This is a genomic window from Bacillus sp. SJ-10 (assembly GCF_002843505.1).
In the GTDB taxonomy this organism is placed as follows: Bacteria; Bacillota; Bacilli; order Bacillales; family Bacillaceae; genus Bacillus; species Bacillus velezensis.
Genome location: NZ_CP025258.1, coordinates 118,037 through 131,010 on the forward strand (window position 1 = coordinate 118,037; position 12,974 = coordinate 131,010).

Genomic DNA, 12,974 nt, shown 5'->3' on the forward strand with positions numbered 1-12,974 from the left:
TTACACTCCTCCTTCAGGCAGGTTTCACTGCTTTAAAAATGACAAAAGGCGGATATTCCTTTTCACATTTCCAATTATTAAATTGAAACTCTTTCTCTATGGCTTTTACATGCTCTTGGTCAATATCGTTTAACGTTGGTTCTGATAAAGTTACATTTTCAAAACCTGCATGAGTTAATAGTTTATAATACATTGACTTCGGCCAATGAAAATCATTTAAAATTAAATCTGCTTGTCCCGGAACATGGAGCCATTCATTTCTTTCTTCTCCGTAAGAATATTCTTTCCCCGGTATTCCATTGCGGAAGGTTGAAAATTCAATTCCGGTTGAATCAGGATTCGTATCGAGTATGACAAATGAAGCTCCTGGTTTTAACACACGAAAAATTTCATTTATGATACCTTTGATACGCTGGTCACTATCCGTATTAATAAAAACATAACAGGCCATTGCAGCATCAACTGAGTGATCTGGTAAGAAGGAAAGATTATCGTGTTCAATTAAATGATAGTCCACATGAGGATGTTGTCTTTTTGCCTTTGCTATATCTAACATCTTCCTTGATTCATCGACTGCGATCACATTGCAGCCTATTCTGTCAGCCAGCCTGTAAGCTACCTTTCCCGGACCGCATCCGAAATCGAGCACCTTTTTAATCTCCGCTTTATCAAAAGTACGAAAAACAAACTCAAAACCTAACGTTTGTTCTAAAACGTCATTATAAGCATCGAATTTACCAGCAACACTGTCTTCTTTCCATGAAGTTTTCATTGAATTTCCTCCTTTTGCTCAATTGAGAAATAATGAAACCACTTATTCCTGACGAAAAATTGATATATAGGAAGTAAACTTTGAAATAGAGAATGATCCATATCCCGTTTATATGCAATATGCTGGTATATACTGAAAAGGAAAAGAATCTGTTTCCAGTAATCAGGTAAATCAAGCATTTCAATATCGTTTTTAGTCATAGAAATGTGATCTTTCCTAAGTAATTCTTCATACTTTAAGACTGTTTCAATGGACGGCCAGTTATTTCCCTCAGGCATTTTCGGAAATTCAAATTCCGGAATATCATGGTGATTTTCAGCTTCCTCAAGCACCGTTTTCGCCCATTCATGATCTGAATCATAAATATGGATTGATCCCGCATTATGAAAATATTCTCCGACTTCTAAACGCAGTTCTCTGGCCATTAATTCCTGCATGAACGTAAATGAGAAAAGATCACTGATCATCCCGCGAAAAGCATCATTTGCACGCATGACAGAAGACATGTATAATTCGCCTTCCCTCACAAAAAACTGCAAACCGATTGTGCAGGAAACATCTATATTTTCTGAAACGAAGAGTTCCGAAGCATCGAATATTTGAATAAATGCCCTTTTTGAATCAATATCTTCTTGTGTCAAAAGATTTTTTATTCTATTCCATTGATTTAGTTTTGCATTTCCGAATTCAAATATTTTAGGCCCGTACGCAGTGCCTGTTAATGTTTTTTTATTCATTGAATATGAAGGCATTTTTTTATTGTAATAACTGATAAAATCTAAGTCGTTACTCCCCGATAAATACCATAACACTTCAGCAAAATTAAACACGATATTGGTTTTTCTTGAGGATAAATAAGTGACACGTTCTATTGGATTTTCCAGAGTCAGATGGTAGTTCAATTGTTCTCTGCTTTTTTGTCCGCGCGGTGAATTGAAAAATTCAGGGTTGTGATAGATGTCATACAGCGTTTCCGTATATGCTTCATGAAAAGTTCTCTTTCTCATTGAGATTCCGCCTTATATGCTGCAAAGATATTTTTAATGTTCTCTAATAAATCATCTGTATCTTTATAGCTGATGTACTCAACATCCGCCACTGCATTTAACCCTTGAATTAAGAAAGCATAATCCTTGTCCTTTTCTAGAAATAGCACGATCTTTTTTTTCAAGGCAGAAGCCCATCCAATTTCTATATGTGTTCCGGGAGAAGCGGGTGATCCGGGGAATGCTGCAAAAAGGTCGCAAGTGCTTATTTCATCAAAATCAATTTTAGTGCATTGAAGGGGTGTCATGAAATCCTTCCCCCACCCTTCCCGCTTGTGAGCATTATGAACCAGCCATCCTTCATTCTCAAAAAAGGAAATTAATGATTCCAGCTTTCCCCTCTCATACGTACTCATCAATCCAGTTTTCTCATCTACTAAACTTTTAAAAGGCCCTGCCAGAAAAACTTTTTTCGTCGCCACTTCATATCACCCTTTCAAAATAAATAAAGCCACTTTCCTCTATGGAAAGTGGCTTAAATATAGATAAGATAAAGAATCTCTCTAATTTTTCACTTCCCTACGCTGGTATTAACCAAATCAGGTTCAAAGGGTCAGGACGTATTGTCTCTTCTCAGCTATTAAAGCTCCCCTAGTGACTTTTTATAAATATTTACTTTAATTCTATACTATTCCATATAAATAGTCAAACAATGACCGGCAAAAAGCGCTGCGGATATCACTGGGATTCCCCTTCAATATTGCAGCTTACCCACTAGTTTTAAAACCTTCCGGCCTCTTTTTTCCTGCCAACGAATAAGGTCACAGCAACACTCGCTGAACTGACCAAAGTCCCCAGAACGGCAGCAAGAATTGTCAAAAAGCCATGGGGAATCAGAAATCCAATCGGAATGAGGCCCGCAAACGTGAGAACGATAAAACATTGATAGACGCCGGATATGATTCTCACAACCAAGCTGCTAAAAAAGGACATGACGAATGGCGGAATGAACAAACATAAAATGATTCCGAGTGAGATCAATAAAATCATAGGCTCGTCAAAAGAAATGACACGATCGCCGGGAGACTCTTCAGCCGCCGCGAATACAGCAAATATAGACATCATCAGCGTAAGAAAAACAAGAAAAAACCTTTTCAGCAACGTTATGACTCCTTTTTATAAAAACGGGTATCCTTTTTTTTAAGACGATAACCATTTTATGTTATCAAATGAAATAATATGAAGTCAATTGATGAATGAATAACGTAATAAACGGCTTGCTGCTGTGTCGGTCTTATATAAGGGGGAAAACCAATCAGTACAGAATCAATATTGGTTTTCTCGATGTGTTTCATCAGTTTGACGGCATCACTGGTTCTTACGGCTGAAACACCGAACATCAGTTCAACATCTTCAAATTTTCGCTGATTAACATACTCAATGATCTGAAGACGCTCATCTATGCTGAGTGAATGCTGTTCACCAGTCGTGCCGCATATGAGTAACGAATGGATACCGCTGTTTTTCAAATGTTCGACAATAGGATCAAATCCTGCTGAATATAAACGTTCATCTTCATGAAAAGGCGTAGGGATAGCAACATTAAAATTTCGCATGAGAATGTCCTCCAAGTACATATTCTTGAATATCTGCAGAGTATCATATAACACTGTCTGACATTTAAAAAGGTACAGTTTCAGATAACTCAACATGTCAGATGTAAAGGCCGACACACAAAAAAAGCAGGCAAAGAGAGCCTGCTTCATTGCTTCGTCTTACAGCGGCCCATTCCCCGGATGGCTTGACAAATATGAGTAATAAGGCAAACTGAATATAAAAATTGTGCTGATGAGGCGGGGTTAATAATTTTAGATTTAAAAGGTGAAACGCACATGGATCATCTTGTGGGAATGGTGTATTCTGCCGTTAATGAAAATGACAGCCGCTTAATATCCATTGTGTCAGACATGTCACAGCAGGAGATTGATTATAAAGGACCAAATCAAACATACAATAGTACAGCTCAGCTAATAAGACACTTAGCATATGTTGATCTCAACTGGATATTCAGAATAAAGGGTGAACCGATACCAAAGCAGCTGGAAGAGAAGTATGGACCAATGTTAGATCAGAACAATAAGATCCCTTTCATTTCCGGTGTTTCATTAAAACAAATTCTCACTGATTATGAAGAAGTATTCAGCATGTTTAAGTCTGTTTGTTATCAATTAACTGACGATCAGCTGAATCATACAGCAGATTATGAGGCAGAAAAACAAGCAACCATTCAATGGGGAATATGGCATATGGCAGACCATAATAGATATCATCAAGCTCATATTCATCAGCTTCGCAAATGGTATGAAGAGAAACAGAAACTTGGCAGTTAAAGCCTTATTAGGAGGAGCAAGGATAAATTCATTACAAATGTCTATTTTCACTGACTGCCAATCAATTAAAATGGTCAGACAAAAAATCGCTATTACATTTGCAACGTATCTTAATCCGGCCGGCGCAGTTGTTTTCAGCATAATAAAAAAAAGACCGCTTTCCCCTCTTCTTCAACGTAACTGACATCATCATCTTCATTTTTCTTAACATAGGTTCAGCAAATCGTTCCTCGGTATATTCCACACATTGTTTTCAAATGCAGGTGCAATTCTCCCTGAAACAGCAAATGGTTGTTTGGTTTATTGAATTCTTTCATATTAAATGGAGTCATTTTAATGATCATATCAGTCTCCTTCCAAACGAGATTGCATTTACCCATTATTTGTTATTCTGCAACTGAATCATTATCTTTTATATCAGGAATTCTTACAAAAAAGTAAGGTGAGTGTAAGGTATCCGCATTTATTCGATATGCAGTGTTCACTAGAATAAGAAGTATAAAAGGAGTGATGAAGAATGAAAAATATGAGCATTTTCATTATTATATTAGGCTGCCTATCGGTTTTCATATTAGGAGGCTGCGCTGATCAAGGCGCCGTGCTGGAAAGCGATTATTACGTACAAATTCACGGAAAAGCGGAAAAAAACAAAAATAATAGCAACTACGTTTACAATTTAGAAGGGTATAACGAGAAAGGTAAGAAAAAGATGGTTTCTTTCTTTGTTGAAAAGCCTTATCAAGAAGGTGACATTGTACGCGTTCCGAGGAGCTATGAGGGTTATACCGGAGGATCTGAAGCTATTAAGGCCGAGAAACTGCCTGAAAAGATCAAAGACCGATTCAACATTGTGAAATAACAGCGAGTTGAGCAGATATTTAAGTCTGCTCTCAATTTTTTACGACAGGTTCATTCGAATGCAAAATGCAGGATGGCTCCTTGGGCCACTTCTACATAAAAGATTGTGCAAATTAAGCACACCCTCCCCATTTTCTTTTTTTTGGCTGGTTACAACTATCGGAAGTGACATTGACAATTCTTCTATGGTCCCAAGTAATTAATGAACTCTATAGTGGGCGGATACGTATACGGCGGGGTTTGCAGTTTTTTAACTTCTTGTTATTTGAGCTATTTCGACTTTTACTTGAAAGAATTAAATTAGAGAGTCTGAACGAGGAGTGAAGCACGCGCTCCATGTGAATCCATTTAGTTCAAACTGAATATGCGCGGACTAAAATAGTTGCACTGATGGACGTATTCAACACAAAAAAGAGCAGGAAACCCGTAAGTTACTGCTCTCCTCAGTCTATCCGCCGTTCATTTGTTTTACAATGTATTCAGCATCATTTCCTACACCTTGAAGCAGCGCTGAACCTCGCCTATGCTGCCAAGGCAAACCAATAAAGTACAATCCCTCCGCAGCTGAAACACCCCGGTGATGTATAATTCGGCCTTCCTTATCCAAAACACCTTCTATTTTCATCCAACAAAGCGGATTCTTAAAGCCAGTTGCCCAAATGATATTGTTTACTTCTAATGAAGATGAATCTTTAAAAATGATTTCATTTTGCTTTCCGGCTATGACTCTTTGTTTTAAGATGATCTTCTTCTGTCTTATTGCATGTTTTAATTCATACCCAAATATGGGGTCGCCTTTCTTTTGAATGAACTTGCCTACTATTGATGTATGACTTGCATGTAAAACTCCTAATTTATCAAACCACCAAAAGATGCTTCTTTTTCCAATCCATAAAGGGAAATAAGCCGGTTTATTACTGCAAGCCAAATATGTAACTCTTTCTTTGGATAATTCAACAGCTATCTGAGCTCCGCTATTCCCGCCGCCGACTACCAGTACATTCCCGGGCGCCAGTTGTTTTGAATGTTTATATTGTGAAGAATGTAATTGATGAATATGATCGGCTACATCCCTTGATATTGATGGAATGTTAGGGGTATGAAAAGGACCTGCGGCCATCACAAGATTTTTCGTTTGATATTCTTCCCGGTTTGTTTTTATTAAGAAATCGTTGTTTAATTTTTGGACACTTATTACTTCTGTCCGTAATTGGATCGGGATATCAAATCTTTCTACATATTTTTTCAGATAAGCAGCAATTTCATTTTTTGAAGGGAGTCCATGCTTGTCTCCTTCAAGAGGCATTCCAGGCAAAGAGCTGTACATTCGAGAAGTAAATAAAACCAATGAGTCATACCGCTTGTTCCAGCTTTCTCCCACTTCATGACTTTTATCCAAAATGATAAACTTTTGTTTCGACTTCTTTAGATAATATCCTACTGAGATTCCTGCCTGACCGGCTCCGATTACTATCGTGTCGTACATATGAATCCCCCCTCCGGTTTTATCTTAATTGTCAGCAGACAAGTGAGTCCCTATTTCCTCCTTTAATGATGATGATGGTCACGCGGATTCTCAGTTTGGGCCTGACAAAGAATCGTATTGTCGTGATTATGCGCTGCTGTTTCCATTTGAATGGTTACATGTGTAATGCCTTTATCTCCAAGTTCATGTTCAATTTTGCGTAAAATACTTTCACTTTCAGAAATGGTCAGTTGATCGTTAACAACAGCGTGGCAGGAAAGAGCATTCAATCCGCTTGTGATAGACCATATGTGCAAATCATGAATGCTTTGAATTCCTTCTGTCTCTTCAATTGTATGAATGATGTCAGTGACATTGATATTTTCCGGAGTTCCTTCCATTAATACGTGAATGGAGTCTTTCGTCACATGGTAACCGCTTCTCAGAACAAGAATAGCCACAATGACACTGGCCGCTGGATCTGCCCAGCTCCACCCGAAGAAGATGATAAGGATCGCAGCCAGTATGGCACCTACAGATCCGAGCATGTCACTTATCACATGTAAGTAAGCCCCTCTTATGTTCAGGTTATTCTTTGTATCTCCGCCGTTCAGCATAATCCAAGCAACCAATATATTTACAGCTAACCCGATGATACTAATCGTCAGCATGCCGGTTGTTGCTACCTCCGGCGGATGAGAGAAACGTTTGATTGCTTCATAAATGATATAAAGGGAAATCAATATTAATGCAACACCGTTTATCACAGCTGCAAGAATCTCAAATCGTTTGTAGCCGAATGTCTTATGATGACTTGCCTTTTTTTCGGCCAATTTAAAAGCAATCAGAGCAACCATTAATGAGATTGAATCACTCAGCATATGGCCTGCATCTGATAAAAGCGCTAAACTATTGGTTAAAAATCCGCCTATCGCTTCTATTACCATATAACCTGTAATCACGATAAAAGAGATCAATAAAACCTTCTTATTGGATCCGCCAGCGTGATTGTGATTGTGACCCATAAAAATCTCCTCCTTATCTCATACACTGCATTTATTATTTCTTTTCTGTTATGAAGCATTCTAACATGGACACAAAAATAACCATATATGATTATGTGCTCATATATGAATATATAGGTTCTTTACTGAAATGTCAAAATCTTTTCAATGAAAATTCCCGATACTTTATATTGCTCTTAATCAATGATTGCTATGAAGCCGCGGATTACAGGAATTACTTTAGGCGCAGACACTTTAGAAAAATCGCTGCACTTCTATCGGGATGGCTTGGGTCTGCCTACAGAAGGAATAGCCTGTACAGAATTTGAACATGGCGCAGCTGCTTTTTTTGACTTGCAAACGGGACTGAAACTTGCCCTTTGGGACCGCAAAAACATCGCACATGAATCAAACGTTACGTTCACTGCTCCAAGTACTGCGGAATTTACATGAGGACATAACGTCATCAGTAAAGCTGAAGGCGATAAAGTCATAACAGGCAGGAGCAACGATAACTGATCCCGCTCATGATACTTTTTGAGGCGGATATGCCGGTCACTTCCAAGACCCCGATGGACACTTATGGGAAATCGGTTGGAATCCGCACTGGGGTATAAGTGAATAACCACATTTCAGAAATGAAAGCAACAATAAAAACACACCTGAATGTTCTGGTGTGTTCCAACAGAATGCAAACGCAGCATTTTATTTTGTTTCCCAAAACGATCAAACTATTTATACGATGGCGGGATGCTTTGCGGAAAACGGAATACATTTTCGGGATCGTATTTCGCCTTTATTCTTTGAAGCCTTGCAAAGTTTGAGCCATAATATGCTTTCCCGAAGTTCTCGATATTTTGATCCGGAACATTCACATATGAACCTGTTACATATGGTTTCATCAGCTGACGCACTCTTTCAACTGATGCAAGATTCGAAGCTTCTTGTGATTTATTTTTCCAACTGGCCGTCCATTCCGTATAAAACAATGGCCGGCGCCAATAGAAGGCTGTTTCACTGCTTGGAACTCTGCTTATCGCGCCGCCCCAATTGATAAAAAAGAAATTGGTTTCTGTCCCGGTCGCTTTTTCTAAAAATTGTCTCATTACTGCAATAGGTTCTTCCGGCCAAAGATTGAGCGCCCACGCCGAGGAGAATTTAACACTCTGATCCGATCTGCCAGGAATCGGTTCGTCAGGATCTAAGAAATCTATACAATCCGGGTAGTATAGTGTTTTGATTACTGTTTGTGCCGGCGTTCCGGCATTTAATAAAGGTTTTAATAATTGAACCAGCTCTGGTTTTGAACCGAGGAACAATCCTTCCACATGGCACAAGCCATTTACTTTGCTGTAAATCTCAAGGTAGCATCCTAATCGTTCGTCTGTAAACGGCGCCCATTTTTGCCACGCTTTAAATACCGTTTCTAACTGTTCCCACGGCCAAATAATATTAAAGACGGTTGCGGTTTTAGGGGCACGGTGAACTTTGAACGTATATTGGGTGTTATATCCGAAATTGCCTCCCCCGCCGCCTCTGGAAGCCCACAGTAAATCTTCATTGCGGGATTGATTTGCTTGAATAATCCTGCCTTTGGCATCTACCATTTTCAGTGCGAGAAGGTTATCGCTTATCAGGCCGATCGATCGGGAAAGCACTCCAAATCCGCCTCCCATCGTGATTCCTCCGATTCCGACGGTTGGACTGTCTCCGAACGGGGCCATAAAACCTTCCCGAGCTAAACCTTTTACAAGCGGGCCGACGTGAATGCCGGTTTGAACAGTTGCTACCGCGTTTTTTTCATCTAAGAAAACTTTATTCATGTCACTCACATCAATAACAATCCCATCACTTACCGTGGAAAGATTTTTATCCAGAGCATGGCGGCCGCTTCTGACACGCATAGGCACATTCTTCTCACGAGCCCATTTAATAGCATTACTTACATCGTATGAATTTTGTGCAAAAACAAAGACAAGCGGACAGACATCAACATAAGGGTTCCAATTCTTAACCGCCTGTGTATAGCCGGGGTCCCCTTTGAAGATGACGCGTCCTGTTAACTGTGCTGATCCCATCTATTTCACTCCCAATAAGCATTTGATTCCGATACCAGTATATGTAGGAATTGGACAAATTCTTAGACAGATGTTCTGCAAACTTAAAAATAGACACATATACGCGAAGATGATATAAAAACAAAAAAAGACAAGAGCGGCAAGCTGCCGAAACTCTTGTCTCTCCTGCCTTTTTTATCATGATAGGCACTTACATTTATTGGCGTGGTATACCGACCAAACTATGGAAGTCCATAGAAATTTATGTTTGCCCTGCTATGCGTGGTTCTGCTGAGACACCGGCTGAGCAACCTTTCTGTTTGATCCCCCGACAAGAATCTTTTTCTTTATCGTTTTTGCACCCCTGTACGGGTAAAATCAATACACATGAATTTTATCTTTTACATGATGAAAAGCTCTTATTTTTTCTTCTTGTGCTTACGTTTGCAATCATGTTTTTCCTCTTTCTTATGACGTTTTTTACATTTCGCTTTTGCTGCTAATTTTGCCGCTTTTACCTTTGCTTCTGCTGCTCGGGCTCTTGCTTCTTCCGCTCTTGCTATTGCCTCTTCCGCTCTGGCTCTCGCTTCTGCTTCTCTTGCTGCTTCCGCTCTTGCTTCGTCGTCCGCCATATCAAAATCATGGCCAAGGTCACAGGCTTCGTTGTATGGCTTTTTCTTCTGAACGTACTGTTGATCTTCACCTTCGTTATAATACATTACGCCACTCCTTCTCGCATTTTTTAATCTCTTCATACTATGTAAATAAAAAACCCCAGCTTGGACTATTATGTTGATGAATCGACACATTTTAGGGCAATTTTCATTTATCGATGCAACAGATTCTGGATGCTTGATGAAACTTAAATGATTTATGATAAGCAGCGTAAAAAGAGAGACTGCGAAAAAGGATGCTGCGCGCTGCAGCATCCTTCTGTACCAACTTTTTGTGTTTTTGACTTTTAGTTTGCTTGCTGTGTTTGTTTTACTGGTTCTTTGCTAAAAAGTCCGACAATGTTCCACAAGATAATTGCAGCAGCTATGATTAAACGAGCCGTACTGACTTCTTGGTTAGTAAACAATTTATAGCCATATATTGATCCCAATGCTGCTATGCAAAAAATATTGAACCATTTACTCCAACGCAATTAGAAAACTCCTTATTAAATAATTACATTTTCAAACAATGCATTATAATATTAACAGATTTTTCAGTATTTAACCTTAAATTTTTCTTAATTGTCGTTCAAGTAAAAATCATTATTACTATTTTGTTTTTTCCTTGAAGAACGAGTACCTTACCTCTTCACCCTCCACAACCATTAATCAAAGTACGGGATTATCAGTATATTGTTCCCTGATTGTTATACAGCGCATTTCCTTTCATAAGCTTTTTAATCCCTTCGGTGTAATAAGGCAATCGTTGACTTGCCTGTTCAATATCAACCCATTCTATTTTCAATATTTCTTGAGCATTTTTAATTCCTTCTTTCCCTCCTGTAACTTTTGCTTCAAATGTAAAAAATATGGCGTGATGATTTCTCTTTATAAATTTCGCTTCATTAACAGCTAGTATATCCCCAATTTCAACTTCCAGCCCTGTTTCTTCATATACCTCACGTACAGCTGCTTCTATTAGATTTTCATTAAGCTCAACTTTTCCGCCTGGAAGTGACCAATGCCCCTCATGATTATCTACCATTACTATCTGATTGAACTCATTTCTAATCAATGCGTATACAACTTTAACTTCTTCCATATGACTCTCCTTTACTAAAAATATTTTTTAACCGCTTATTTATATATTTACTGTAAAGAATATAAAGGGATATAACAGCTGTTTTTTTGTAATACATCAAACTTACAACCGTTCAAGCGCATCATTTGTATCGTTTTAGAACCTTTTTTAAAAACGACAGTCTATTGAGCAGAGCAAATAAGAGTAAACTTTAAAAATAAAAGAGAACATAAAAAATACCAAAGGCTGTTACACCCTTGGTATCATTGAGATGCAGCCGGGAGGACTTACGCTTCATGGGTTTTTCAACCACAGGAGCCTCGCACTGCTTTTAAACATAAGATACTATTCCCTACTTCCAAGCGACCATATCACCACCGGAATTAATAATAACGATAATATCCCTCCGCCAAGTGATAATGTCAGGTAATTGGCACCTGCTACGACCATTCCGGACAAGGCTCCGCCGGCGGCTCCGGACAACGCAATCAAAACATCCACAGTACCTTGTGTTTTAGCCCGTGTTGACGTTTCAGTTGAATCAACAATCAGTGCCGTTCCGCTTATCAAACCAAAATTCCATCCTAACCCGAGCAAAGACAGAGCAATGACCATAAGAATCATAGAATCTCCCGGTGCAAATGCCGATATAAGCCCTGCCAAAAGCAGCGTCATTCCGGAAGATACAGCCATTACAGTACGGCCTAATTTATCCGCAAGCACACCTGTCACCAAAGAAGGGAGATACATGGCGCCTATATGAAAACCGATAACAAGACCTACCGCTCCTAAGCCATGGCCGTGATGTCTCATATGGACCGGTGTCATTGTCATAATAGCAGTCATTACAATTTGAGTAAGAATCATAACCGCCGCACCCGCAATAATACCTTTTTTGTTCTCTGTGTGTTCGTCGGCGGGCACTTGTCCTCTATCATCAGGTGTTTGGCCGGCCATTTCTATTGTTCTTGCTATGACTAAAGGGTCAGGACGTAGCATGATGAAAAGAGTAACACCTGCCAACATATATGCTGCCGCCGCTAAAATGAATGGACCCGCCAGTGACGGAACACCAATGGAGCGAGCGAAGTTCCCCATTACATTCACTAAATTCGGGCCTGCAACGGCACCGAATGTGGTAAAAACCATAGTCATACTGACAGCAGTCGCCCGCTGTTTATGATTTGCCAAGTCCGTACCCGCATAACGGGCCTGCAGATTTGTCGCTGTTCCCGCACCATAAATAATCAAAGAAGCAAACAGCAGAAACACACTATTTAAAATAGCCGCAATGATGACTCCTATCGCTCCCAGTCCGCCAATCATAAATCCGGCTGAAAGACCTGTCCGGCGGCCGTAACGCTGAGAAAGCCTCCCCACAAATAACGCGGCGCCTGCTGATCCTAAGGTAAATAAAGCAGAGGGCACACCGGCAAACGCATCTGTACCAAGCATTTGCTGTGCAATAAGCGCACCGACAGTCACTCCGGCCGCCAACCCTGCGCCGCCGAAAATTTGTGAAAGACTGACGACAAACAAAGTACGCTTATATAATCTTTTTTGTTTATCAGGAGAACCTATGAATTGCTCCAATAATGCCGATTGAGTATCTGACCCTTTTGCACTGTCTTTGTGAAGCATAATCCGACCTGCCTTTCTATAACCTCCAACAGATTTGGATTATCATAACACGCACAAAAAAACC

General features: G+C 39.6%; 13 protein-coding genes, 3 pseudogenes and 1 riboswitch. Of the genes and pseudogenes, 3 read left to right on the forward strand and 13 right to left on the reverse strand.

Features of this window, described 5'->3' with window-relative positions:
* Nucleotides 1-13 precede the first annotated feature (13 nt).
* The 5 genes and pseudogenes from CXL14_RS00595 to CXL14_RS00615 all read right to left on the reverse strand — a co-directional run.
* Complete coding sequence (locus CXL14_RS00595) at nt 14-772, reverse strand: class I SAM-dependent methyltransferase (RefSeq protein WP_014417013.1); 759 nt, start codon at nt 770-772, stop codon at nt 14-16.
* Nucleotides 769-1,779, reverse strand: a complete 1,011-nt coding sequence (locus tag CXL14_RS00600) for a thymidylate synthase (protein ID WP_014417012.1) — start codon at nt 1,777-1,779, stop codon at nt 769-771. Before CXL14_RS00600 ends, CXL14_RS00595 begins: the two co-directional genes overlap by 4 nt.
* Nucleotides 1,776-2,240, reverse strand: coding sequence for a TIR domain-containing protein (locus CXL14_RS00605; protein WP_014417011.1), 465 nt, complete (start codon nt 2,238-2,240; stop codon nt 1,776-1,778). Before CXL14_RS00605 ends, CXL14_RS00600 begins: the two co-directional genes overlap by 4 nt.
* A 77-nt stretch (nt 2,241-2,317) precedes the next feature.
* Nucleotides 2,318-2,421: riboswitch (TPP riboswitch) on the reverse strand.
* Between the two features lie 117 nt (nt 2,422-2,538).
* Nucleotides 2,539-2,919 (reverse strand): hypothetical protein, encoded by a 381-nt coding sequence (locus tag CXL14_RS00610; RefSeq protein WP_014417010.1) that lies wholly within the window; start codon nt 2,917-2,919, stop codon nt 2,539-2,541.
* A 68-nt stretch (nt 2,920-2,987) separates the two neighbouring features.
* Nucleotides 2,988-3,374 (reverse strand): annotated as a pseudogene (locus CXL14_RS00615) (dihydrodipicolinate synthase family protein); the annotation flags it as partial.
* Nucleotides 3,375-3,650: 276 nt separating this feature from the next.
* Between CXL14_RS00615 and CXL14_RS00620 the strand changes: the two are divergent.
* Nucleotides 3,651-4,148 (forward strand): DinB family protein, encoded by a 498-nt coding sequence (locus CXL14_RS00620; RefSeq protein ID WP_014417008.1) that lies wholly within the window; start codon nt 3,651-3,653, stop codon nt 4,146-4,148.
* A gap of 91 nt (nt 4,149-4,239) precedes the next feature.
* On the opposite strand, the pseudogene CXL14_RS20290 reads toward CXL14_RS00620, so the two are convergent.
* A pseudogene (locus CXL14_RS20290) lies at nt 4,240-4,492 on the reverse strand (GNAT family N-acetyltransferase); the annotation flags it as partial.
* 173 nt (nt 4,493-4,665) lie between these two features.
* Here CXL14_RS20290 and CXL14_RS00630 point away from each other — a divergent pair.
* Complete coding sequence (locus CXL14_RS00630) at nt 4,666-5,007, forward strand: YxeA family protein (protein ID WP_014417007.1); 342 nt, start codon at nt 4,666-4,668, stop codon at nt 5,005-5,007.
* 447 nt (nt 5,008-5,454) lie between these two features.
* Here the strand turns inward: CXL14_RS00630 and CXL14_RS00635 are convergent, their stop codons facing one another.
* Nucleotides 5,455-6,492 (reverse strand): flavin-containing monooxygenase, encoded by a 1,038-nt coding sequence (locus CXL14_RS00635; protein WP_021495052.1) that lies wholly within the window; start codon nt 6,490-6,492, stop codon nt 5,455-5,457.
* A 62-nt stretch (nt 6,493-6,554) separates the two neighbouring features.
* On the reverse strand, nt 6,555-7,496 hold the full coding sequence (locus CXL14_RS00640; protein WP_101287630.1) for a cation diffusion facilitator family transporter: 942 nt from the start codon (nt 7,494-7,496) through the stop codon (nt 6,555-6,557).
* A gap of 192 nt (nt 7,497-7,688) precedes the next feature.
* Between CXL14_RS00640 and CXL14_RS20295 the strand changes: the two are divergent.
* A pseudogene (locus tag CXL14_RS20295) lies at nt 7,689-8,100 on the forward strand (VOC family protein).
* A 106-nt stretch (nt 8,101-8,206) separates the two neighbouring features.
* On the opposite strand, the gene CXL14_RS00650 reads toward CXL14_RS20295, so the two are convergent.
* The 5 genes from CXL14_RS00650 to CXL14_RS00670 all read right to left on the reverse strand — a co-directional run bounded on the left by CXL14_RS00650 (nt 8,207) and on the right by CXL14_RS00670 (nt 12,913).
* Nucleotides 8,207-9,553, reverse strand: coding sequence for an FAD-binding oxidoreductase (locus tag CXL14_RS00650; RefSeq protein ID WP_032873047.1), 1,347 nt, complete (start codon nt 9,551-9,553; stop codon nt 8,207-8,209).
* Nucleotides 9,554-9,951: 398 nt separating this feature from the next.
* Complete coding sequence (locus CXL14_RS00655) at nt 9,952-10,251, reverse strand: hypothetical protein (RefSeq protein WP_014417001.1); 300 nt, start codon at nt 10,249-10,251, stop codon at nt 9,952-9,954.
* A 242-nt stretch (nt 10,252-10,493) separates the two neighbouring features.
* Nucleotides 10,494-10,679 (reverse strand): hypothetical protein, encoded by a 186-nt coding sequence (locus CXL14_RS00660; protein ID WP_017419203.1) that lies wholly within the window; start codon nt 10,677-10,679, stop codon nt 10,494-10,496.
* Between the two features lie 194 nt (nt 10,680-10,873).
* Nucleotides 10,874-11,290 (reverse strand): NUDIX hydrolase, encoded by a 417-nt coding sequence (locus CXL14_RS00665; RefSeq protein ID WP_014417000.1) that lies wholly within the window; start codon nt 11,288-11,290, stop codon nt 10,874-10,876.
* Between the two features lie 324 nt (nt 11,291-11,614).
* Entirely contained in the window at nt 11,615-12,913 is a 1,299-nt protein-coding gene (locus tag CXL14_RS00670) for an MFS transporter (protein ID WP_088056320.1), read from the reverse strand.
* Nucleotides 12,914-12,974: the final 61 nt, after the last annotated feature.